19 protein-coding genes, 1 tRNA gene and 1 pseudogene are annotated in these 22,560 nt (G+C 64.9%); 10 read left to right on the top strand and 11 right to left on the bottom strand.

What is annotated here, in order from left to right:
* Positions 1 to 30 precede the first annotated feature (30 nt).
* The 4 genes from rpmA to LOY51_RS23195 all read left to right on the top strand — a co-directional run bounded on the left by rpmA (position 31) and on the right by LOY51_RS23195 (position 3,376).
* Positions 31 to 288 (top strand): 50S ribosomal protein L27, encoded by a 258-nt coding sequence (gene rpmA / locus LOY51_RS23210; protein ID WP_008092023.1) that lies wholly within the window; start codon positions 31 to 33, stop codon positions 286 to 288.
* A 186-nt stretch (positions 289 to 474) separates the two neighbouring features.
* Positions 475 to 1,701 carry an Obg family GTPase CgtA gene (gene cgtA / locus LOY51_RS23205; protein ID WP_110996193.1) on the top strand — a complete coding sequence of 409 codons (1,227 nt, stop codon included), beginning with the start codon at positions 475 to 477 and terminating at the stop codon, positions 1,699 to 1,701.
* An 87-nt stretch (positions 1,702 to 1,788) separates the two neighbouring features.
* A complete protein-coding gene (gene proB, locus LOY51_RS23200) occupies positions 1,789 to 2,907 on the top strand; it encodes a glutamate 5-kinase (RefSeq protein WP_125465574.1) in 1,119 nt (372 codons plus the stop codon).
* A gap of 22 nt (positions 2,908 to 2,929) precedes the next feature.
* Positions 2,930 to 3,376: a CreA family protein gene (locus LOY51_RS23195; RefSeq protein WP_258646710.1), complete on the top strand. Its 447-nt coding sequence runs from the start codon at positions 2,930 to 2,932 to the stop codon at positions 3,374 to 3,376.
* A 96-nt stretch (positions 3,377 to 3,472) separates the two neighbouring features.
* On the opposite strand, the gene mksF is transcribed toward LOY51_RS23195, so the two are convergent.
* The 3 genes from mksF to mksB are packed head-to-tail and all read right to left on the bottom strand — an operon-like array spanning position 3,473 to position 8,287.
* On the bottom strand, positions 3,473 to 6,304 hold the full coding sequence (gene mksF, locus LOY51_RS23190; RefSeq protein ID WP_125465572.1) for an Mks condensin complex protein MksF: 2,832 nt from the start codon (positions 6,302 to 6,304) through the stop codon (positions 3,473 to 3,475).
* Positions 6,301 to 7,008, bottom strand: a complete 708-nt coding sequence (gene mksE, locus LOY51_RS23185) for an Mks condensin complex protein MksE (protein ID WP_125465571.1) — start codon at positions 7,006 to 7,008, stop codon at positions 6,301 to 6,303. The genes mksF and mksE overlap by 4 nt, the downstream gene beginning before the upstream one ends.
* On the bottom strand, positions 6,998 to 8,287 hold the full coding sequence (mksB, locus tag LOY51_RS23180; RefSeq protein ID WP_125465570.1) for an Mks condensin complex protein MksB: 1,290 nt from the start codon (positions 8,285 to 8,287) through the stop codon (positions 6,998 to 7,000). The genes mksE and mksB overlap by 11 nt, the downstream gene beginning before the upstream one ends.
* Before the next feature lie 284 nt (positions 8,288 to 8,571).
* Between mksB and LOY51_RS23175 the strand changes: the two genes are divergently transcribed.
* A complete protein-coding gene (locus LOY51_RS23175) occupies positions 8,572 to 9,357 on the top strand; it encodes an energy transducer TonB (RefSeq protein ID WP_125860420.1) in 786 nt (261 codons plus the stop codon).
* Positions 9,354 to 9,809 carry a ribosomal protein S18-alanine N-acetyltransferase gene (gene rimI, locus LOY51_RS23170; RefSeq protein WP_125860419.1) on the top strand — a complete coding sequence of 152 codons (456 nt, stop codon included), beginning with the start codon at positions 9,354 to 9,356 and terminating at the stop codon, positions 9,807 to 9,809. The genes LOY51_RS23175 and rimI overlap by 4 nt, the downstream gene beginning before the upstream one ends.
* A gap of 4 nt (positions 9,810 to 9,813) precedes the next feature.
* Here the strand turns inward: rimI and LOY51_RS23165 are convergent, their stop codons facing one another.
* Positions 9,814 to 10,503: an NYN domain-containing protein gene (locus LOY51_RS23165; RefSeq protein WP_125860417.1), complete on the bottom strand. Its 690-nt coding sequence runs from the start codon at positions 10,501 to 10,503 to the stop codon at positions 9,814 to 9,816.
* Positions 10,504 to 10,725: 222 nt separating this feature from the next.
* Positions 10,726 to 11,883, bottom strand: coding sequence for a hypothetical protein (locus tag LOY51_RS23160; RefSeq protein WP_258643253.1), 1,158 nt, complete (start codon positions 11,881 to 11,883; stop codon positions 10,726 to 10,728).
* A 66-nt stretch (positions 11,884 to 11,949) separates the two neighbouring features.
* Here LOY51_RS23160 and LOY51_RS23155 point away from each other — a divergent pair, with 66 nt between their 5' ends.
* A complete protein-coding gene (locus tag LOY51_RS23155; protein WP_258643252.1) occupies positions 11,950 to 12,534 on the top strand; it encodes a YcbK family protein in 585 nt (194 codons plus the stop codon).
* Here LOY51_RS23155 and LOY51_RS23150 read toward each other — a convergent pair.
* Positions 12,474 to 13,379 (bottom strand): LysR substrate-binding domain-containing protein, encoded by a 906-nt coding sequence (locus tag LOY51_RS23150; RefSeq protein WP_258643250.1) that lies wholly within the window; start codon positions 13,377 to 13,379, stop codon positions 12,474 to 12,476. The genes LOY51_RS23155 and LOY51_RS23150 overlap by 61 nt on opposite strands.
* Before the next feature lie 183 nt (positions 13,380 to 13,562).
* Here LOY51_RS23150 and LOY51_RS23145 point away from each other — a divergent pair, with 183 nt between their 5' ends.
* Complete coding sequence (locus LOY51_RS23145; RefSeq protein WP_258643249.1) at positions 13,563 to 14,180, top strand: LysE family translocator; 618 nt, start codon at positions 13,563 to 13,565, stop codon at positions 14,178 to 14,180.
* Between the two features lie 54 nt (positions 14,181 to 14,234).
* Here LOY51_RS23145 and LOY51_RS23140 read toward each other — a convergent pair.
* Both LOY51_RS23140 and LOY51_RS23135 read right to left on the bottom strand, forming a co-directional pair.
* Positions 14,235 to 14,311 (bottom strand) — tRNA-Met (locus LOY51_RS23140).
* 96 nt (positions 14,312 to 14,407) lie between these two features.
* Positions 14,408 to 15,339 (bottom strand): annotated as a pseudogene (locus LOY51_RS23135) (FecR family protein).
* 197 nt (positions 15,340 to 15,536) lie between these two features.
* Here LOY51_RS23135 and LOY51_RS23130 point away from each other — a divergent pair.
* Positions 15,537 to 16,751, top strand: coding sequence for an MFS transporter (locus tag LOY51_RS23130; RefSeq protein ID WP_258643247.1), 1,215 nt, complete (start codon positions 15,537 to 15,539; stop codon positions 16,749 to 16,751).
* 407 nt (positions 16,752 to 17,158) lie between these two features.
* Complete coding sequence (locus LOY51_RS23125; RefSeq protein ID WP_258643245.1) at positions 17,159 to 18,316, top strand: MFS transporter; 1,158 nt, start codon at positions 17,159 to 17,161, stop codon at positions 18,314 to 18,316.
* 105 nt (positions 18,317 to 18,421) lie between these two features.
* Here LOY51_RS23125 and LOY51_RS23120 read toward each other — a convergent pair whose 3' ends face one another.
* From LOY51_RS23120 to LOY51_RS23110, 3 genes are all read right to left on the bottom strand, one after another.
* Positions 18,422 to 20,896, bottom strand: coding sequence for a TonB-dependent siderophore receptor (locus LOY51_RS23120; RefSeq protein WP_258643243.1), 2,475 nt, complete (start codon positions 20,894 to 20,896; stop codon positions 18,422 to 18,424).
* 96 nt (positions 20,897 to 20,992) lie between these two features.
* Positions 20,993 to 21,949 (bottom strand): FecR domain-containing protein, encoded by a 957-nt coding sequence (locus LOY51_RS23115; RefSeq protein ID WP_258643241.1) that lies wholly within the window; start codon positions 21,947 to 21,949, stop codon positions 20,993 to 20,995.
* The gene (locus LOY51_RS23110; RefSeq protein ID WP_258643238.1) at positions 21,936 to 22,451 is read right to left on the bottom strand and encodes a sigma-70 family RNA polymerase sigma factor; all 516 of its coding nucleotides are present in this window, start codon (positions 22,449 to 22,451) and stop codon (positions 21,936 to 21,938) included. The genes LOY51_RS23115 and LOY51_RS23110 overlap by 14 nt, the downstream gene beginning before the upstream one ends.
* Positions 22,452 to 22,560 lie beyond the last annotated feature (109 nt).

The following is a 22,560-nucleotide window of genomic DNA, read 5'->3' as shown; positions in this document are numbered from 1 at the left end:
ATCCCCTGAATTTATTTGGAGAATTGAACCATGGCTCACAAGAAGGCTGGTGGTAGTACCCGTAACGGTCGCGACTCAGAATCGAAACGCCTTGGCGTGAAGATGTATGGCAGCCAGGTCGTCAAGGCCGGCAACATCATCGTCCGTCAGCGCGGCACCCAGTTCCACGCCGGCTACGGCGTTGGCATGGGCAAGGATCACACCCTGTTCGCCAAGATCGAAGGCGTGATCAAGTTCGAGAAGAAAGGCGAGTTCAACCGCCGTTACGTGAGCATCGTCGCCGCTTAATCGCGACGTCGCTCCAGAAGCCCCGTCATGCGACGGGGCTTTTTCGTTTGTGTTGAGCCTCTTGCAAAGCTGTTTGTTTGGGCTGCTGGCGTTGGTTTCTGGTCGTGCGGGGCCGCCGCGCTCATTTTTGCAAGAGCCTCAGGTTTTCTGGTTTTCGACTCGTCATTCGACGAGAGGCGGTTTTGAATGAAGTTTGTTGACGAAGTATCGATCCGGGTAAAAGCCGGTGACGGCGGTAACGGTTGCATGAGCTTCCGCCGCGAGAAATTCATCGAGAACGGCGGCCCCAACGGCGGTGACGGTGGCGACGGCGGCTCGGTGTACATGGTGGCCGACGAGAACCTCAACACCCTCGTCGATTACCGTTACACCCGTCATCACGAAGCCCAGCGCGGCTCCAACGGCGGCAGCACCGACTGCACCGGCAAGAAAGGCGACGACCTGTTCCTGCGCGTGCCGGTCGGCACCACCGTGATCGACGCCTCCACCCAGGAAGTCATCGGCGACCTGATCACCCCGGGCCAGAAACTGATGGTCGCCCAGGGCGGCTGGCACGGCCTGGGCAACACCCGCTTCAAGTCCAGCACCAACCGTGCGCCACGCCAGACCACCCCAGGCAAGCCAGGTGACCAGCGCGACCTGAAGATGGAAATGAAAGTGCTGGCCGACGTCGGCCTGCTGGGCCTGCCGAATGCCGGCAAGAGCACCTTCATCCGCTCGGTATCGGCCGCCAAGCCGAAAGTCGCCGACTACCCGTTCACCACCCTGGTGCCGAACCTGGGCGTGGTCAGCGTCGACCGCTGGAAGAGCTTCGTCATCGCCGATATTCCCGGCCTGATCGAAGGCGCCTCCGACGGTGCCGGCCTGGGTATCCGCTTCCTCAAGCACCTGGCCCGTACCCGCGTGCTGCTGCACCTGGTCGACATGGCGCCGCTGGACGAAAGCAGCCCGGCCGATGCCGCCGAAGTGATCGTCAACGAGCTGACCCGCTTCAGCCCGTCGCTGGCCGAGCGTGAGCGCTGGCTGGTGCTGAACAAGGCCGACATGGTCATGGACGACGAGCGCGACGAGCGGGTCAAGGAAGTGGTCGAGCGCCTGCAGTGGGAAGGCCCGGTGTACGTGATCTCGGCGATCTCCAAGCAAGGCACCGAGAAGCTCAGCCACGACCTGATGCGCTACCTCGAAGACCGCGCCGACCGTCTGGCCAACGACCCGGCCTACGCCGAAGAGCTGGCCGACCTCGACCAGCGCATCGAAGACGAGGCCCGTGCCCAGCTGCAGGCCCTGGATGACGCGCGAACCCTGCGCCGTACCGGTGTCAAGAGCGTGCACGACATCGGCGACGATGACGGCTGGGATGATGATTTCGAGGACGACGAAGACGGCCCGGAAATCATTTACGTGCGCGACTGATCGGTTGCAGTACACTGAACGCCGCTCTCTGGAGCGGCGTTTTTGTATCTCAGGTATCTACAGATTCGACATAGGTTGGAAGAGAAGATGCGAAGCAAGGTGACTGGCGCCAAGCGCTGGGTCGTGAAGATCGGCAGCGCGCTGCTGACTGCCGATGGCAAGGGCCTGGACCGTGGCGCCATGGCGGTGTGGGTCGAGCAGATGGTGGCCCTGCGTGAAGCAGGCGTGGAACTGGTGCTGGTCTCCTCCGGGGCCGTGGCCGCCGGCATGAGCCAGTTGGGCTGGACCTCCCGACCGAGCGCGATGAACGAGCTGCAGGCCGCTGCCGCGCTCGGTCAGATGCGCCTGGTGCAGGCCTGGGAATCGAGCTTCGGCGAGCACGGCAAGCACACCGCACAGATCCTGCTGACCCATGACGACCTTTCCGACCGCAAGCGTTACCTGAACGCGCGCAGCACCCTGCGCACCCTGGTCGACCTGGGCGTGGTGCCGGTGATCAACGAGAACGACACCGTGGTCACCGACGAGATCCGCTTCGGCGACAACGACACCCTGGCCGCGCTGGTGGCCAACCTGGTCGAGGCCGACCTGCTGGTGATCCTTACCGACCGCGACGGCATGTTCGACGCCGACCCGCGCAACAACCCCGAAGCCCAGCTTATTTACGAAGCCCGTGCCGACGACCCCTCGCTCGACGCCGTGGCCGGCGGTACCGGTGGTGCCCTGGGCCGTGGCGGCATGCAGACCAAGCTGCGCGCCGCGCGCCTGGCTGCCCGTTCCGGTGCGCACACCATCATCATCGGTGGCCGTATCGAGCGCGTGCTGGACCGCCTGAAGGCCGGCGAGCGCCTGGGTACCCTGCTGTCGCCCGAGCGCGGCATGCTTGCCGCGCGCAAGCAGTGGCTGGCCGGCCACTTGCAGACCCGTGGCACCCTGGTGCTGGATGACGGTGCCGTGCAGGCCCTGCGCCAAGCCAACAAGAGCCTGCTGCCGGTCGGCGTGAAGACCGTGCAGGGCAGCTTCCGCCGCGGCGAAATGGTGGTCTGCGTCGGCCCGGATGGCCTGGAAGTGGCCCGTGGCCTGGCCAACTACAGCGCGCTGGAAGCGCAGAAGATCATCGGCCAGCCGTCCGATGCCATCGAAAGCGTGTTGGGCTACAGCGCCGAGCCTGAACTGGTGCACCGCGACAACCTGGTCCTGGTCTGAGGAAGCGAACGTGCTGAAAAGGATGATTGCCATGGCAGCCCTGGCGCTGCCGATGCTGGCCGGGGCCGAGGAGATCGGCCAGGTGTCCACCGTGTTCAAGTTCGTCGGGCCCAACGACCGTATCGTCGTCGAAGCCTTTGACGACCCCAAGGTCGAGGGCGTGACCTGCTACCTGTCGCGGGCCAAGACCGGCGGCCTGAAAGGTGGGTTGGGCCTGGCCGAGGACCGTGCCGAAGCGTCGATCGCCTGCCGTCAGGTCGGGCCGATCCAGTTCAAGGATGAATTGAAGGACGGCGAGGAGGTGTTCAAGGAGCGCACCTCGCTGGTGTTCAAGACCATGCAGGTGGTGCGTTTCCTCGACAAGAAGCGCAATACGCTGGTGTACCTGGTGTACAGCGACCGCGTGATCGAAGGCAGCCCGCAGAATGCAGTGACGGCGATTCCGATTCTGCCTTGGGCACAACAGTAACAGCCAGTTGAAATGATCGCGGGGCAAGCCCGCTCCCACGCCAAGCACTCATGGCGTGGGAGCGGGCTTGCCCCGCGATGCTTTCTGCTGTCTGAATCAGGCCAGTTCCTCGGCCTCATCCTCACGCACGATGGCCTTCACCTCATCGCGACGGCTGATGTATTTCCAGTCCGCCTCGTCGATGTAGATGCCATTCGGCCCGCTACCGCCTTCCAGATCGATCGCCACCCGCGCCGACACCTGCGGCTTCACGCTCGCCAGGATCGGCACGAAGCCCAGCTGCTGGCTGGTTTCCAGCAGCGCGGCCTGGTTGCGTTCGTCGATGTCCGCCGCCTCGTCCAGGTAGTACGGCAGGCGAATGCGCCCGGCCAGGTCGCGGTCCATCAGGTGCAGCAACAGGTACATGTTGGTCAGCGCCTTGATGGTCATGGTGGTGCCGTTGGAGGCGGCGCCGTCGATGTCGGCGTGGATCACCGGCTGGCTGTTGATCTTGGTGATCTCGAACGCCAGTTCGAACAGGTCCTTCAGGCCCAGCTGGTTGTGGTTGGCCGCCACCAGCCGCGCCAGGTATTCCTTGGCCTCTTCGTTCTTGTGATCCTGGTCGCTGTTCTGGGTCAGGTCGAACACCGACAGGGTCTCGCCTTCCTCGTACTGGCCGGCGCTGTGGATGATCTGGTCGATGTGCTTGAGCGCTTCCTTGTTCGGCGCCAGCACCACGCGGAAGCTTTCCAGGTTGGATACCTGGCGCTTGTTGATCTCGCGGTTGAACAGCGCCAGCTGGTGTTCCAGGCTGTCGTAGTCGCTGCGGATGTTGCGCAGGGTCCGGGCGATGTCGGTGACCGCCGCGCGGCGCGCCTTGGCCAGCGTCAGCGCTTCCTCGGTACGGTGCGAGTAGGCGTTGATCAGCAGCTGCAGGCGGCGCTCCATGTCGTCTTCGCTGTCAAACTTGGCCACGCCCTTGAGGCGTACCTGGGCGTACAGCGCCTCGATCTGGTTGTCCACGCGCTGCAGCGCCTGCCAGCTGTCCTGGTAGTCGTTGAGCAGCGGCAGCAGGTTGTCCATGGAGTCGTCGATCGCTTCCATGAACGGCGTACCGAAGGGCAGGTCGGCCGGCAGCAACTGGCGACGGCGCAGGGCGTCCTCCAGGGTGCGCTGCTTGGCTTCCAGGTCGGCGATCTGCCGGCCTACCAGCTGCAGCTTGGCGGAGAGCTGCTGGACGCGTTCGGTGAAGGCGTCGCTGGAGCGCTTGAGCTCGTCCTGGGCCGCTTCCAGCTGGCTCAGTTGCTCCATCTTCTCCGGCTCTTCGGCGGCCAGGGTCTCGGCGCGGCGGAAATCTTCCAGGGCCTTCTGCGCATCCAGCACCTGCTGGTACAGCGCTTCGGTCTGTGCCTTGCTGGCGGCGCGGTCGAGGGCGACGGCCTGCTGGGTCTTGAGCTGCTTGAGCTCTTTATCCAGGCGTTCCTTCTGGTCGCGCAGGGCGGCGCGGTCGGCCAGGGCCTGCAGCGCGGGCGGGTCGATGTGCGAGATATCGATGGACAGGCCCGGCACTTCGAAGCGCTCGCCCTTGAAGCGGTCAAGCACGCCTTCCAGGGTCTTGACCCAGATATCGCTGTCATCCAGTTCGATGCCGCGTTCGCCCAGCGGCAGGCTGAACAGCGCGCCGTTGAACAGGCGCATCAGGCGGTCGACGTCCTGCTGGGAGAACTCTTCGCGCAGGCGGGCGTAGCTGTTGTTGTCGGCGTGGTCGAGTTGCAGCTTGACCGCTTTCACGCGCTTCTCGAGGTCGCGCACGCGCTCGTCGAGGTCTTCGGCGGAGAACTGCCGCGACTGGGCCAGGGCGCCGGCCAGTTCGTCGTGGGCGTCCTTGGCGGCCAGCAGTTGCTGTTCCAGGGTCTTGACGTCGGTGACCAGGGCAAAGCGGTGCTTGAGCACCGACAGCTCACCCAGCCAGCGCTGGATGCCGGTGATCTCGCGCTCCAGGCGCATCAGCTCCTGGGTGCCGCCGCGCTGGTCGTTCTGCAGGCGGTCCTGCTCGCCGCGGTAGTGCTCGGACTGGATGACCAGCTCTTCCTTGCGCGCCATGGCGTATTCCTGCCAGGTGCCCAGCAGGTTGTCGAGCAGGGGCGAAATGCGGTGCAGCTTGCCGCGCAGGATGTCGCGCTGGGCCACGCCGCCGGCCAGGGCCTCGACCAGTGGGCCTGCGGCCACCAGGGCGTTGTAGTCGCCCTCCATGCGGCGCACGTCGCGGAAGGCCTCTTCGCAGGCGGCGATGTAGTCGACGCTGCCCGAGCGCAGGCTGTGTTCGAAGGCGTCGAGGAACAGCTGCTTGAGCTTGGCCGCAGTGATCTCGCGCATGTGCAGCAGGTTGATGAACAGCGCGCGGAAGGTCTTCAGGCTCTGCTCGCTGGTCGAACGCAGCGGGATCAGGGTGAGGTCCAGCGGCACCGAGGTGTGGCCGCCGACCAGCAGCCGACGCAGTTCATCCGGCTTGAGCTCGTAGGCTTTCAGGCCGTTGCGCTCGAGGTTGGTGAACAGCTCTTTCTGGCGCAGGCAGGTGTCGTCTTTCTGGTAGTGGGCCAGGTCCAGCTCGCCCTGGTAGGCGAAGAACTGGTGGCCGAAGCCGCCGCCCGGGCCGCGGCCGACCACGCCGATCACATGCGGGCCGTGGGGCAGGTTCAGCTCGCAAAGGATGTAGCTGGTGTCGCTGGCGAAGTAGAAGCGCCGCGACTGTTCCAGGCTGTACTTGCCGAAGCTCATGTCCGACATGCGCGCCAGGATCGGGAACTGCAGGGCGTTGATCGACGCCGATTTACCCAGGTTGTTGGCGCCATAGACCGACAGCGGGTGTTCCAGGGGGAACAGGCCGAGGCTGTAGCCGGCGGTGTTGAGCAGTGCGAAGCGGCGGATGCCGTAGCGTTCCTGGCTCATGCGTCAATCTCCTGTTGCTCTTCGCGGATGGCCCGGGCCAGGGCTTCCTCTTCGCTCTCCTGGCCGTCGAACGGCGTGAGGTCGAGCGGGTCGTCGGTGCGGTTGAGTTCTTCGGGCGTCTCTTCCACCACCAGTACCGGGATGGGCAGTGGCAGGTCGCTGTGCAGGGTGGCGGCGAGGTCGCGGTCCTGCTGCACCGACAGGCACACGTCGAGGAAACGGTGCATCGGCGGCAGGAAGCGGTAGATGCCACCCTCTTCGTGGGCAAAACCCAGTTGGGTCATGCGGCGCAGGATCTTCTCTTCCAGCTCTTCGACGGTCTGCACTTCGGCCTGGAAGAACAGGTCGCGGTACTTGTCCAAAAGCGACGGCAGTTCGTCGCGGCCGATGCTGCCGCCGTCGAGCACGGCCATCGGGTCACGGCCCTGGTCGGCCAGGTGCTCGACCAGGATGAAGGTGAACAGCGACAGGCGCTGGGCGGTCTTGTTGACTTGCGCGGCGGCCTGCTCGGGGACGAAGTAGTAGAAACCGCGGGTGTCGCAGACCAACTCGAAACCGAGGGCCTTGAACAGGGTGCGGTACTGGTCCTGGAAATTCGACAGTTGGGCGTACAGCTCCGGGTCGCGGCGGCTGACGTGGAAGCCCTTGAACAGCTCGCGGAAGATCGGCGCGAGCTGGGACAGTTCGGAAAGATCAAGATGCATGGGCGGGGCTCGCGGTGGATTCGGTCGTGGTGGCCGGCTTGTTTTCGCGGCTGGACGTCAGGGCGAAGGAGCGCAGGCTGACCAGGTGTTCGCGGGTGATGTATTCCTGGCGATCGAGGCGCTGGCGGGCGAAGCGCTTCTCGCGCGACAGGCGCGAGAACCAGTACAGCAGTTCGTCGGTGGCGCCCTCGGGTTCCTGCTCCAGCAGCCAGACCATCAGGTCCGGCAGCGGCAGGGCGTCCTCGCAGCGCTCGAGCATTTCCTTGACCGTGCGCGGGGCGCGGGGCAGCGGCCCCTTCTGGGTCTTGTGCGCCTTGGGGAAGCGCGCAGGCTTGGGCTCGAAACGGGCCAGGGCATAGACATAGGCTTCGACCTGGCTGGCGCTGCCCAGGAAGGTGCTCTGCGGGCGGGTGAACATCGGCATGGCCGCTTGCGGCACGGCGTCGATGCCCTTCTTGCGGATCACCGACAAGGCCAGCGCGGCGCCACGGGTCACGGCGTTGTGCCGGCGGGCTTCTTCGCGCAGCGGCAGCAGCAGTTCGCGGGCGTGGCGCAGGGTGAGCTGGGCGCTGGTCTGCATCTCGAGGATGCGCGCGTGGGTGCGCAGCAGCATGTCGTCGTCGACCAGGTGGCCCAGGCGCGCCTGCTCGCCCAGGAGGCGCAGCAGCACAGTCTCGACCTTGCGCACGCCCTGCTCGAAGGCGCCGTCGGCGTTGACCAGCTGGATCATCGGTTCGACGTATTCGTCCCAGGTCGCCAGCACTTCGGCGTAGCGCTGGCGCAGCGGGATCTGCCGGTTGCTGGTCTTGGCCCGTTCGGCCACGGCTACCAGCGCCTGCTCGTCGTTGTCGAGTTTCTTCAGCACGTCGCGCACGCGCATGTCGAGCAAGCGCAGCTGGCGCGCCAGGTCGTCGCTGTCGCGGTTGTCGAAGGCGTCCTGGATATGCCCGGCCAGGCGCTCCAGGTGGCGCAGGTAGGCTTCGATTTCCAGGCACAGGCCCAGCCGGTGCTCGCGGCGCAGGTAGGCGAGGAAGTCGTGGATCTGCGCGTTGAGCTCGAAACGGTTCGGGCTCTTGGCCACCGGGACCAGGATGTCCAGGCGGATCCACACGTCGAGCAGCTGGGTGATGTCCTGCGGCGTGCTTTCCACCTGTTGGCGGGCCAACTGCTGGCGCAGTTCGATCAGGCTCAGGGTGCCCTGGTCGAAGCGCTCGCACAGCGGCTCGATCAAGGCCCAGTGTTCGGCTAGGGCGCGCAGGACGCGCTTGGGTTCGATCATTGGCGGGTCGACTCGTTGCCAAATAAAAGGGGCGATTGTACTGCATACGGGGGGGAGGATTTCACCCCTTGGTCTGCAATGGGGGATAACCTTGTCAGCTGTAGGGGATTCGCTGGCCTTTTCGCGGGGCAAGCCCGCTCCTACAGGGCCCGCGAAATCTGTAGGCGCGGGCTTGTCCTGCGAAGGGGGGCGTCACAGCTGACAAAAATCCGCCGACCAGTTGCGGCACAGCCCGGCCAACAACGTTAGAATGTGCGACGTTTCGAACCCCGGACCCCCGAGCCTTGCTGACCGAACCCCGCCGCCGCGCCTACCTTTCCGCCATGCAAGTGGTGCATTGGCTGCCGCGTGCCGAACTGCCGTTCGCCGCGCCGTCGCGCCCGGAACTGCTGTTGCCGCTGGCGCCGGTCGAGGATATCGACTTCGAGGTGCGGCCGTCGGCGCCCGCGCCCCGGGAAGCGCCGGTGGCGCCCCAGCCGCGGGCAGAGCGGCCGAAAATCGAGATCCCGCGCCCTGGCAGCATGCCGAAGCCGGTCGCCAAGCCGGTCGAAGCCGAGGTAGAGGCCCCCGTGGCGCGTCCCGCCCCAGTGCCACCACCGCGCTTTGCCTTGCAGCTGCTGCGCGCCGGCAGCTGCCTGCTGCTGGTGGAACTGGCCACCGGTCAACCCTTCCAGAGCCGCGACCCGTCGTACCTGCTGCTCAAGGACATGCTGCGCGCCGCCGGCCTGCCGGACGCCCCGCAGATCATCGGCGAGCCGGTGCGCTGGCCACTGCTGATGCGCGGCAACATGGATCAAGGGCCGGACGCTGCCCGCGACTTCGTCCAGGGCTTCATCGCCGCACGCCTGGAAGAGGCGCCCAGCAGCTGCCTGTGGCTGATCGGCCTGCCTGCCATTCGCTTTGCCGGCCAGGCCGACGCCGAGGCCTATTACCAAGAACTCAAGGTCGACCTGCTCGGCGATGCCTGGGCCTTGCCCGGCCTTGAACTGTTGATGGACGAGCCGCAGCGCAAGGCGGACGTCTGGAAAGCCATGCGCCAGCTGATGGCGCGCTGGAAGAGCGTTGAATGAGTGAGTCGATCAGTTTCCGCCCGATGACCGAGGCGGATCTGGATGCCGTGTTGAAGATCGAATACGCAGCCTTCAGCCACCCCTGGACCCGCGGCATCTTCCAGGATGCGCTGAAGTCGTACGAAGTGTGGCTGATGTTCGATGGTCAGCAGCAGATCGGCCATGGCGTGATCAACGTGATCATCGACGAGGCGCACCTGCTCAATATCACCGTCAAGCCAGAGAGCCAGGGCCGTGGCATGGGTCTGCGCCTGCTCGAGCACCTGATGGCACGGGCCTACCAGCTCAATGGCCGTGAGTGTTTCCTTGAAGTGCGTGCCAGCAACCAGTCGGCCTATCGGCTGTACGAGCGTTACGGCTTCAACGAAATCGGCCGGCGGCGCGACTACTACCCGGTGGCGGGTGGGCGTGAAGATGCGCTGGTGATGGCTTGTACCCTGCTCGAGGACTGATGGGTTACCAGTATGCCGGTTTGATAGCCGGCTTCTTGAGAGTGGCAACCCGTTCAGGGAACTGGTGACAGGCAAGCTCTTCATTCGTCACAAGCTGACGCATCCAGCTGCAGTGGTTTCTGAGTGAGCCCGGCGGTATACGTTTCATCCCCTCTCGGTGCGGGAGCACCACGCCCAGGCAGATCTCAGGGAAGTCTTCGCGCAAAGCCTGCAGGGCTGGCGTCATGTCCGTGTCTGCGGACACCAGGACTATCTGCCTCACTCGCTGCTCGGTCGGCAAGTGTGCTTGCCGGGCGGCCAGCCGGTACATGCTCAAGGCAATGCGAACGTCGGTTTCCTTTTCTTCGAGTTTCCAGATGGCGACCTGATCGACTCGGGAAGGTGGCGTTTTTTTGTCGATGAAGCGCGGGGCGTTGCGTGGTTCGAGTTGATGGCGGCCATAAAAGACCGATACGTTGCGCGCAATCAGGGCTCGCAGGTAGGTGTCCTGGGCCTCCTTCGACAGCCGGCCACGGCTTGCCAAAGATGGCTTTACGCCCGAGGTGTAGAAGTTGATCGCGCTCAGCAGGCTGCCTGGTTGTTCCGTGCGCAGGATGTGAGCCAGTAGCGCAGGCAGGTCGAGCCATTTGTAGCGGGTGCCGGCGACCAGGCCGTAAAAGACGTTGTATCCATCAACGAAGCAGGCGGTACGCAAGGTTCCATTCCCTTGAAACGAAAAAACCGGCCCAAGGGCCGGTTTTTTCACCCCAACAGCCGACGAACTGAATCATCGCGTACGGGGTTGAGTGGTGAGAGTGAGTATGCCACCTCAACCTTGACAGTCAAGCGGGCACACCAGCAAGCAATCGGCTTGGGGATGATCACTCAAAGACCCGCGCCTGAGCATCCCAGGATTGTTGCTGTGCATTTCCTGGCGCTAAAGCGCTTGCGGGATATCGATGGGTTTACGCAAATCCCGCAAACTGCGCGTCACCGCACCGGTATTGCACTTGGCTGCCGCCTGCTCCGGCGTCATGTTGCGGATGGTGCGGTAGAACAGCTCGCAGGTCTGCTTCTTCTGGGTTACCTGCCACTTGGTGCTGCAAGCGTCCAGGGTGAGCTTGGCGTCGGCCTGCGGGTTGCGGCCCATGCCGGCCTGCCAGCAGGCGGCGGAGAGGTCCTGGCCCATCATCTTCAGGCCGGCGGCGTCGGCCTTGTCCTGGTCGCCGCCGTAGCTTTTCGGGTCGGCGGCGTACCAGATGGCGCTGGGGTGGTTGGCGCCCAGCACCGGCACCTTGGCGCCATTGGCTGTGGGGGTGATGCTGACCAGGCCCAGCACGTTCACCTTCGGCCCGTACTGCTGCTGGATCCAGGCGCGCACCGGTGCGCCGAAGGCGACCATCGGCAGCGCTTGGCCGGCATGGGTGACGGTCATCTGCTTGACCATGCTCAGCTGGTAGTCACGGAAATAGTCGTAGACCCCTTCGAGGGCCTTGCCGGCATCGGACGGCGCGGCGATCGGCGCGATATCGACGATGGTCTGGTAGGCCGGGGTCTGGCTGGCGTCGATGCCGTTGTAGGTGAGCAGGTCTGCCCAACGGTCGGTGGTGTTGGACTTCAGGTAGTCCTGGTAGCGGGTCAGCGAGTAGTCCGGCGGGAAGTGCAGCAGCTCGATGCTGCGGCGGTTCTCCAGGGCCATGCCCAGCGGCAGGAACAGGTACCAGTTGTAGTCCCAGCCGCCTTTCTGGTTGAGGCGGGCGGCGCCTTGGTAGGCCAGTTCACCGTTGTCGAGCAGCTTGCGCAAGGGCTCGGTATAGCCGCTCGGCACGCCCGTGATGCTGGCGTGCAACTTGTGATTGTCGCGGCTCACCGTGACCTTGGCGTTGGCATAGCCGTCGCGTTGCACGCTCTGGGTGAGGTAGTGCTCGACGGTTTTTTCCAAGGTCCAGTCGCGGTAGCAGATCACGTTGCAGTTGTTGGGGTAGGCGAACAGCCGGGTGACACGCTGGGCGTCGCCCAGGTCGATCTGCGCGTCGGCCAGTGCCAGGCCGCTGAAGGCGAGGGCGGCCAGGCCCGATAGAGCAATCTTGTGCATGCTTAACTCCATGTCAGTGGCCGCCAGGACGGCGGGCGCGCCCATGGTGGATGAAGAGGTGGGGCGATGAAAAGCGGCAAGGCATGGCTGTTGGCGGGGGCGCTTTCCTGCATGGGCGTAGCCCAGGCCGACGAGCGCGATGTGTGGATGTTCGCCCAATGGGCGGGGGATCACGAAAACCGCAAGTTCCGGGAAATGCTGGTGGATGCGCGGTTGTACGGGGTGGTGCCGATCCATCAGTTGTTGCGCTCGGCTTCAGACTGGCGCCAGTGCCGTGCCTCGCCGTTCGCGGTGCCGCCGGCCAGTCACTGGCCGGCGGTGCGCTCGACGCTGTCACTGATCAAAACGCTGGACGAGCAGGGCATCCTGCGCCAGTTCGAGGTGGTCTCGGCCTATCGCGATCCGAGCCTCAATGCCTGCGCCGGCGGTGCGCCGAGCAGTGCCCATATGCGCGCCTTCGCCGTAGACCTGCTGCTGCCGGCCGGGGCCGACCCCAATCCGCTGTGCAGCTTCTGGCAGCAGCACGGCCAAGCCTGGAGCATGGGGCTGGGGCGCTATCCGTCAGGGCGCATTCACATCGATACGGCCGGTTACCGTACCTGGGGCGGTGATGGTGGTGCCGGGTCATCGTTCTGCAGCAAACCGAGGTGAGCCAGGTGCGCCTGGCATTCGGCGCCGACCCACTGCGCGAAGCGCTGGCGCTTGCTGCCGTCGTCCAAAGGGTGCGGGCTGAGCAGATGGTAGCTGGAGCCGTCGCGCAGGAAGCCGAAGGGCGCTTGTAGCTGGCCGTTGTCCAGCTCGTCGCCGACCATCAGCGCCGAGGCCATGGCCAGCCCCAGGCCGGCGCTGGCAGCCTGGATCGACAGGTAGAAGTGCTCGAAGTCGCTGCGCTCCTGGTGTTCGGCAGGGTGACCGCTCAGGCGCAGCCAGGTCGACCAGGCATCCGGGCGCGTCTTGCTGTGGAGTAGGCGATGGCTTTCAAGGCCTGCGGCGGACACTGGGCCGATCCATTCATCGCAGATCTTCAGGCTGTACAGCCGGCGGTCCCAGTGGAAGTCGTCCCGGCGCAGGGCCATGTCCACGCCTGCGCGGGCGAAATCCACCGGGCCACCCGCCGCCACCAGGTGCAGTTGCAGGTCAGGGTGCGCGGCGTGCAAGCGCGGCAGGCGCGGGATCAGCCAGCGCATGGCGATGGTCGGCTCGCAGGAGACCACCAGCACCTTGTCGTCGGTTTGCTGCTGCAGGCGCTGCACGGTGCTCTCCAGCTGCTCGAAGATCGCCTGGGTGGTGCCGTGCAGCTCGCGGCCGGCGCTGGTCAGGAACACCGCTCGGTTGCGTCGCTCGAACAGCTCCACCCCAAGGCTTTCCTCCAGCAGGCGAACCTGGCGGCTGACGGCGCCGTGGGTGACGTGCATCTGCTCGGCGGCGCGCACGAAGCTTTCGCTGCGGGCGGCGAGGTCGAAGTATCGAAAGGCGGTCAGTGGGGGCAGTTTCATGTGCTGTCCTGTGCCGGCGCTATCGCGGGGCAAGCCCGCTCCCACGAAATGCAGCATCCGGTCGATTACATGCAAATAGGTGAGTAAAACTAGCAGATTGGCGTCACTTTAAATCGATTTTTACTCGTTCGAGGCAACAGGATAATCCCATCTTCTGTGAACTTTCATCGAGGAAACCTGTTCGTGAACGAACTCATCGCCGTCGCTCTCTTCACCCTCCTGGCTGTCATCAGCCCAGGCGCCGACTTCGCCATGGTCACCCGCAGCAGTTATGCACAGGGCCGCAAGTCAGGCCTGGCTGCTGCGCTGGGTATCGCCATGGGGGTGCAGGTGCATGTGCTGTACACCGTGCTCGGTATCGCCGTGATCATCAGCCACAGCCCGGTGCTGTTCCTGGCGATGAAGGTGGTGGGGGCGGGTTACCTGGTGTACCTGGGCTACAAGTCGCTGACCAATACCACGCGCATCAGCCTGGGAGGTGGGCAGGATGGTGGTGACGGCGGTGTCATCAAGGCGCTGCGCACGGGCTTTCTCACCAATGCGCTCAACCCCAAGACCATGCTCTTCGTGGTCAGTGCCTACACCCAGGTGGTTCAGCCTGGTAGCCCGCTGGCGCTGGACTTCGCCTATGGGGCGTTCATGTCGCTCGCTCACTGGGCGTGGTTCAGCCTGGTGGCGGTATTCTTCTCCAGTGCGGGCCTGCGCGCCGCGATGATCGAGCGCCAGCGCATCGTCGATCGGGTCATCGGCGTGGCTTTGATTGGCCTTGGGTTGGCCGTGGTGGTGTCGGGGGTGAGGTAGCTTTTTCGCAGGCAAAGAAAAAGGGCTTATCTTTCGATAAGCCCTTTTAGAAGGTGGTGGCTACACAGGGACTTGAACCCCGGACCCCAGCATTATGAATGCTATGCTCTAACCAACTGAGCTATGTAGCCAACTTGGCGCGCATTATTAGCTCGAATCGCGATCCTGTCAACAACGTTTTTAAAAAAAATTGCCAACCTTTCAAAAACTTAGCCGGGAAGCTCGCTTCAACGGACGATCAGCCCTTGGCCAAGCACGTTGTACAGGCGCAGCTGCTGGTCGCGGGCAAGCTGTTCCAGGCTCAGCAAAGGGTGATCAAGGTCGAAATCGCCACTCACCCGTCGATGGCCGGCCTCTTCATCCAGTAGCCACACGCGTTGCCCCTGATAAGCCGCCAGGCGTTCGAGCACCTCGGCCAGGGCCTTTGGCTGACCTGCAAACGGCCATTGCGCCAGGCATCGGCGGCCTTGCTGTCGATCTTTTCCACCGGGTTGATGTGGCTGTCGGTGAAGGTCACCCGTTCCCCGGCACTGACCATGCGCTGGTCGCCGCCCTGCAGGACGGCGGCCTTGCCACTCGATACCAGCAGTTCGTCATGGTCGCTGTAGCGGGTGATCTGCAGGCGGGTGCCGAACACCTGGATACGTGCATCATCCACCTGCACTTCCAGGGCCCGGCCATCGAGCATCACTTCCAGGGATATCTGGCCCTGCACCAGGTGCAGCCGGCGGGTGCGATCGCGCAAGTCGACGTTGATCGCGCTGGCGCTGTCCAGGTGCAGGGTCGAGCCATCGGCCAGGCGCACGCTGCGCCGTTCGCCGCTACCGGTGTGCAACTCGCTGGCCAGGCGCTGCATGTGTGGCCAGAAGAGCCATGCCAGGGTCGCCAGCAGCATCAGGAACAGCAACCCCAGATACAACCCGCTGCGACTGCGGCGGGCCTTGGCGACCCGCGGGCGTGGCCGGGCAGCCGGCACCTGCAGTTGCTGCCAGTAAGCTTCGAGCTGGGCATACGCCCTGGCGTTGAGTGGGTCCTGGCACCAGTTGGCGAAGGCCTGACGCAGCGTGTCGTCACAGCCGGGCTGGCGCAGGCGCGAGAACCAGTCCAACGCTTCCTGCTCGGGGTCGGGCTGTGGCTGCAAGGCGGGCATCGGGCTCATGGGATGGTTCTACTCGCAAGGGCGGGGCAGTTTTGCCCAGCGTTTACGGGAGGTGATGCCTGAGGATGCTAAATATATTGAGAACCATTTACAAGTACGTTACATCAGGAAGCGCTCCTGAAAAAAATAAAAAGGTAGCTTCGTATCTATTTGTTTCATGATAATCGGATCCCATCCTGCGCACGGACATCCAGCCCATGGCCACCAGCAGCACCCAAACCGCCAGCGCCAGCAGCACGGCCAGCCAGGCCAACCCGCTGGTGATGCGCATCATCACCTTCTGCGCCCTGGCGCACCTGATCAACGACCTGATCCAGTCGGTGCTACCGGCCATCTACCCGATGCTCAAGGCCAACTACAACCTGAGCTTCGCCCAGATCGGCCTGATCACTTTGACCTTCCAGGTCACCGCCTCGCTGCTGCAGCCCTGGGTGGGCTTCTTCACCGACAAGCGGCCGACGCCGAACCTGCTGCCCCTGGGCACCCTGTGCACCCTGGTGGGCATCGTCATGCTGGCGTTCGTCGGCAGCTTCCCGATGATCCTGCTGGCCTCGGCGCTGGTGGGCATCGGCTCGTCGACCTTCCACCCCGAGACCTCGCGCATTGCCCGGCTGGCCTCGGGCGGGCGCTTCGGCCTGGCCCAGTCGACCTTCCAAGTCGGCGGCAACGCCGGTTCCGCGTTCGGCCCGCTGCTGGCGGCGGCCATCGTCATCCCGTTTGGCCAGAGCCACGTGGCCTGGTTTGGCGTGGCTGGGCTGCTGTTCTTCGCCGTCACCCTGATGCTGCGCCGCTGGTACAAGGAACACCTCAACCAGGCCAAGGCGCGCAAGGCGGCGCAGGCCACCCATGGCATCTCGCGCCAACGGGTGATGATGGCGCTGCTGGTGCTGGGCCTGCTGGTGTTCTCCAAGTACTTCTATATGGCCAGCTTCACCAGCTACTTCACCTTCTACCTGATCGAGAAGTTCCAGCTGTCGGTGGCCAGCTCCCAACTGCACCTGTTCCTGTTCCTTGGCGCGGTGGCCGCCGGCACCTTCTTCGGCGGGCCGATCGGTGACCGTATCGGGCGCAAGGCGGTGATCTGGTTCTCGATCCTGGGCGTGGCGCCGTTCACCCTGGCGCTGCCCTATGCCGACCTGTTCTGGACCACCGTGCTCAGCGTGGTGATCGGCTTCGTCCTCGCCTCGGCCTTCTCGGCCATCGTGGTGTATGCCCAGGAGCTGGTGCCGGGCAATGTGGGGATGATCGCTGGGATCTTCTTCGGCTTGATGTTCGGCTTCGGCGGCATCGGCGCGGCGCTGCTGGGGTATGTGGCCGACCTGCGTGGCATCGAATATGTGTACGGGGTGTGCTCGTACTTGCCGTTGTTCGGGTTGTTGGCGGTGTTCCTGCCATCCACCGGCAAGCGCTGAATGCCATCGCGGGGCAAGCCCGCTCCCACGAAAGCCTTGCACAAGGCCAGTGGGAGCGGGCTTGCCCCGCGATTGACGGAACGCCCACCCCTGGCCTAGAGTGCCGCCTCCATTCTTCCACCTGCGTAGTTCAAGCGATGCGCCGTACCGATGTCTTCAGCTCCCCCCGCCAGCCTGTCGCCCCGACAGCGCGCCGCGCGTGGCCGAGCGACACGGTGCTCAAGCGTCGGCGCAGCGTGCTGTTTGCCTTCACCTTCTCGCCACACCTTGCCCTGAACTGATTCTCGCCCCTGCGTTGCGCGCCTTACCCGGCGTGACGGCGGGCGTTTGCGTTCGATCATTTTTCAGTGGATTCAACCGCCGGCCAGGGCCACAGCCCCTGCGCGCCGGCGGGCAAGGAGTGGTACATGAACATGCGTTTGTTGGCGGGCCTGTTGTTCGCCGTGTCGGTGGTGGGTTTCAGCCTTGGGGCGAGCCTGCCGCTGGTGTCGTTGCGCCTGCACGAGGCCGGGGCGGGAACCCTGGAGATCGGCATCATTTCGGCGATCCCCGCGGCGGGCATGATGCTCTCGGCGTTCATGGTCGATGCCTGCTGCAAGCACCTGACCCGGCGCACCATCTACCTGCTCAGCTTCAGCCTGTGCACCCTGAGCATCGCCCTGCTGGAGTGGGCCTTCGACTCGATGCTGTGGCTGGCGCTGCTGCGCCTGGGTCTGGGCATCGGCATGGGCATCGCGATCATCCTCGGCGAGTCGTGGGTCAACGAGCTGTGCCCGGACCACAACCGCGGCAAGATCATGGCCCTGTACGCCACCAGCTTCACCGGCTTCCAGGTGCTGGGGCCGGCGCTGCTGGCGCTGCTCGGCGCCGACAGCCCGTGGCTCACCTACATCGTCACCGCCTGCTATGGCCTGGCCCTGCTGTGCATCCTGTTCACCGTGCCCAACGACCATGTCGAACACGAGGAAGGCGAGAAGAGCTTCGGCCTGGCCGGCTTCTTCCGCGTCGCCCCGGCGCTTTGCATGGCGGTGCTGTTCTTCTCGTTCTTCGATGCCGTGGTGCTGTCGCTGCTGCCGGTGTATGCCACCAGCCATGGTTTTGCCGTGGGCGTGGCGGCGTTGATGGTGACCGTGGTGTTCGCCGGCGACATGATTTTCCAGTTGCCCCTGGGCTGGCTGGCCGACCGGGTCGAGCGTACCGGGCTGCACCTGGTGTGCGGGTTGGTGGCGATGAGCATCGGCATCGGCCTGCCGTGGCTGCTGCAGATGACCTGGCTGTTGTGGCCGCTGCTGGTGGTACTGGGCGCCGTGGCGGGCGGCATCTATACCTTGGCGCTGGTGCTGATCGGCCAGCGCTTCAAAGGGCAGGACCTGGTCACGGCCAATGCCAGTGTCGGCTTGCTGTGGGGCGTGGGTAGCCTGGTCGGGCCGCTGGTCAGTGGTGCGGCGATGGATGTGGCGCCCCATGGCTTGCCCATGGCGCTGGCGCTGATGGCTGGGTTGTTCGTGTGTTTTGCCCGGCAGGCATATCGGCGGGTGGGGCGGTTGGAGGTAGTGGCGGACTGATCCTCTTGTGCCGGCCTCTTCGCGGCTGAAGCCGCTCCCACAGGATGTGCGCAGGCCCTGTGGGAGCGGCTTTAGCCGCGAATACGATCGCTCAGGCAGCGCCAGTCAGAACGTGCCGCGCAGGGTCACCGACACATTGCGCGGATCCCCCCAGTAATACCCGGTCGGCGTCGGCGCCACTTGGCGGTAGTACTTCTTGTCGAACAGGTTATTGGCGTTCAACTGCAGCGAATAGTTGTCGTTGAAGCGGTAGTTGACCATCGCGTTGTACACCGCATAGCCCGACTGCGAGGCCTCGGCGGTGCCGCTGCGGTTGTAGATGTCGCTTTGCGCCTGCACCCCGCCACCCACGGTCCAGGCCTGCAGCTCGCCCGGCAGGCGGTAGCTGGTGAACAGGCGCAACAGGCGCTTGGGGTCGGTGGTGCGGATCGGGTTGCCGTTGTTGCCCGTGGTGTCCTTCAGGTATTCGGTGGTGTTGTAGGTGTAGCCACCGCTGAGGTTCCAGCCTGGCAGCACTTCGCCGGAGATCTCCAGCTCGAAGCCCTGGCTGCGGTTCTTGCCCGCGGCCACCTTGCAGTAGCCGCTGGTGTAGTTGGGCAGGCACGGGTTGGGGCCGCTGATGTCGTCCAGCGCGTTGCCCACCTGGTAGATGCGGAAGAACGCCAGCGAGGTGTTCAGGCGCCCGTCGTAGAACTCGCCCTTGATCCCGGTCTCGTAGGCTTCGCCGGTCACAGGTTCGAGCACTGAGCCTGTGGCGTCGGTGTTGGTCTGCGGGTTGAAGATCTCGGTGTAGCTGGCGTAGGTGCTGAAGTTGTCGTTCAGGTCGTAGATCAGCGCGGCGTACGGCACGATCTTGTTGTCGACGCTGAATTTGCCGTTGGCCTTGGTGTTGTTTTCCTGCTCGTAGTCATACCAGTTGGCGCGCGCGCCGATGATCGCGGTGAGCGGATCGGCCAGGGAGATGCGCCAGGTGGCGTAGGCCCCTTCCTGGGTGGTGCGGGTGCGCACCGGGTGGGCGGTGATGTTGATGTCCGGGTTGGCCAGGCTGGTTTTCGGGTCCCAGGTGCGGGTATCGAACACCCCGGAGGTCACGAAGTTGGTGGCCGAGGCATAGGAGTCGTTGCGGATGCGCTCCACACCGAGCATCAGCTCGTGGCTGCGCCCGAGCAGGTCGAATGGGCCGTTGAACGTGGCGCTGAGGTTGTTCTGCAGGCTCTCGCCGCCATCGCCCTCGGTGACCTGGTAGTTCATCAGGTAGGGGTTGCGGTTGGGGTTGGCGGCCCCGGTGGCGCGGGTGAAGTAGGTTTGCTTGAAGCCGTTGTCGTCCAGCTCGAAGTGGGTGCGCTGGGCCATCAGCTTGAGGGTCCAGTCGTTGTCGAAGCGGTGCTCGAGCTCGGCGAAGGTCTGCAGGTTGCTGCGGTTCCAGCGGTTCCAGTCGGCGCCCAGGTAGGTGCTGCGGCCGAACGGCAATGGCGAGCCGTCGTAGTCGGCGGGCAGGTTGCCCCAGGCGCCCGTGGCGTCGAGCTGGGTCCATTCAAGGCCGGTGGTCAGGGTGGTGCTGTCGTTCAGGTCGAACGCCATCACCCCGTACAGCACGTCCTTGCGCTCCTGGCGCGACGCCTGGAAGTGGTCTTTCTCGTCATGCACCGCGATCACCCGGCCGCGCACGTTACCGGTCTCGGTCAGCGGCCCGGAGATATCGGCGACATAGCGCTGGGCATCCCAGGTGCCCAGGGTGACACTGCCTTCGCCCTGGAATTCGTAGGTAGGGCGCTTGCGCACCAGGTTGACGGTGCCCGACGGGTTGCCGGCGCCACGCAGCATGCCGGTGGCGCCCCGCAGGATCTCGGCGCGGTCGATGATCGCCGAGTCGCTCTGGATGAACGAACCACCGCCGCTGCTCTGCACCACGGTGGCGCCGTCGTACTGGATGGCGTCGATCGCGTAACCGCGGGCGAAGTACTGCACCCGCTCGCTGTCGGTGAGGTTGACCACCACCCCCGGGGTTTGCTCCAGCAGGTTGGTGAGGTTGGTGATGTTCTGGTCGTCGATACGCTGGCGGGTGACCACGGTGACCGACTGTGGGGTGTGGCGGATGCTCTGTGGGGCCTTGCCGATGGTCACCGCGCCGGTGGTGTAGGAGCCGCTGTGCTCGGTGGTTTCACCCAGGCGGTTGCTGGAGATGCTGGTGGCGCCCAGTTGCAAGGCATCACCGGCGTCCAGGGCAGGGATCAGCAGGAAACTCTGCTCGCTTTGCTGCTGCATCTGCACGTCACTGCCATGCAGCAGGATCTGCAGGGCCTGGGCATTGTCATAGTGGCCGCGCACGCCGTTGGTGGTCCTGCCCTTCAGGCTGTCGGCGTCGAACGACAGGTTCAGCCCGCCCTGGCGCGCCATCTGGTCCAGCGCGACGGCCAGCGGGCCGGCCGGGATGTTCCAGTCGCGTTGCTGGCTCTGGCTGGCCGGCGCGGCGCTGGCCTGTACCGGCAGCAGGCCGACGGTGGCCAGGCCAAGGCCGAGGGCGGCGCCGCGTATGGCGTTGCGCAGGGTGTCGTTGCGGGGGGCACACGGGCGAATCATGAAGCGCTCCTGAAGGTTGTGAAGACCACTTTGCGGGCTTTGTTCCTTCAGGCCGGACGAGAATGAGATTTCACCTCATTTATTTTCACGATTTTTTCACGCGGCATCGATGCTCACCCAGTAACGCGTGCGGTAGTCGATGCGCACCGGCAGGTTGCGCGCGATCAGCAGCAGGATCTGATCGGTATCGGCCAGCTGGTAGGTGCCGGACACCTTCAGCCCGGCCACCGCCGGCGCGCAGCGCAGCAGGCCCGGGCGGTAGCGCGACAGTTCGGCGACGAACTCGCCCAGCGGCATCTGCTGCACGCTGAGCACGCCATCGGTCCAGCCCCAGGGGTCGCCGTGCAGCGTGGCCGGTTGATAGCTGCCCGCCGCCAGCACCTGCACCACCTCACCGGGCTTGACCTGATGGGCTGCGGCAGAGCCAGGGAACAGCGTCACGTCGCCGCGCCGTACTGCCAGCAGCAGGCCCCGGGCGTTTTCGCGCAGCAGCAGTTGGCCGCCCTGGGTGGCCAGGGCGGCGAAGGGGGTGGCGATGCGGAACGGGCGATTGTCGCTGCCATTGCTGTCCAGGCTGACCTCGCCACGTACCAGTGTCAGCTGGCGCAGGTCGGCGCTGTAGCGCAGGTCGATGGCGCTGGCGGTGTTGAGGCGGATGCGGCTGCCGTCGCTGCCCTGCAGCTCGCGGCGCTCACCCGTGGCGGTGCTGCTGTCGGCCAGCAGTGCCGGTAGCCCCAGCGGCTCGCGTGCCGCCCAGCCCAGCGTGCCACCCAGCGCCAGTACCGACAGCAGCTTCAGGTGGTCACGACGGTTCATGCGTTGACGCTCGCTGCCCTCCAGGGTGCGACGGCTCAACTCCCCGGGCAGGCTGGCCAGTTCGTCACTCAGTTCGCTGACCCGTTGCCAGGCCTCGGCATGGTGCGGGTGGCTGGCCAGCCACAGCTGGAACTGTTGCTGGGTACGCGGGCCGGGGCTGTCGTAGCGCAGCTTCACCAGCCAGTCGATGGCCTGGTCGACCTGGGCTTGGGTGGGGTGCTGGTCAGAGGTCGGCATAGCGCAACCGATAGCAGACGCCCAGGGCCTTGGCCAGGTCGCGTTCGACCGTGGCTCGCGATACGTCCAGGCGCAGGGCGATCTGGGCCAGGGGCAGGCCGTCGAGCTGGGCCATGAGGAAGGCCTGGCGCGCGCGGGGCTTTAGGCTGTGCAGGGCGCTGTCGAGGCGTTCGAGGGTGTCGAGGATGACCAGGCGCTGTTCTTCGCTGGGCACTTGCAGTTCCGGCAGGTTGGCCAGGCTTTCGAGGTAGGCTTTTTCCAGGGCGCGGCGGCGGAACTGGTCGATCATCAGGCCGCGGGCAATGCTGCTCAAGTAGGCACGCGGCGCTTTCAGCGGTGAAACCTGGCGCGCCTTGAGCAGGCGCACGAAGGTGTCCTGGGCGAGGTCGGCGGCGTTGTCCCGGCAACCGGTGCGGGCGCTGAGCCAGTTGCGCAACCAGCTGTGGTGATTGCGATAAAGCAGATCGACTTCGGCCGGTTGCAGCGTGTCAGGGATCTGCATCGTCTGGAGAGCCTTGCCCGGTTAATGTGATTGTGAATTGTTCTCAATTCTATGCGGGACACCGCAGACAGATCAATGGTATGCCAACGATTCAATGCGCAAGATTGAG

Origin of the sequence: Pseudomonas sichuanensis, from assembly GCF_024749065.1 — a bacterium.
Lineage (GTDB): Bacteria > Pseudomonadota > Gammaproteobacteria > Pseudomonadales > Pseudomonadaceae > Aquipseudomonas > Aquipseudomonas sichuanensis.
Note: the sequence above shows the minus strand (reverse complement) of the source record. Positions and strands in the feature narration are given on the sequence as shown.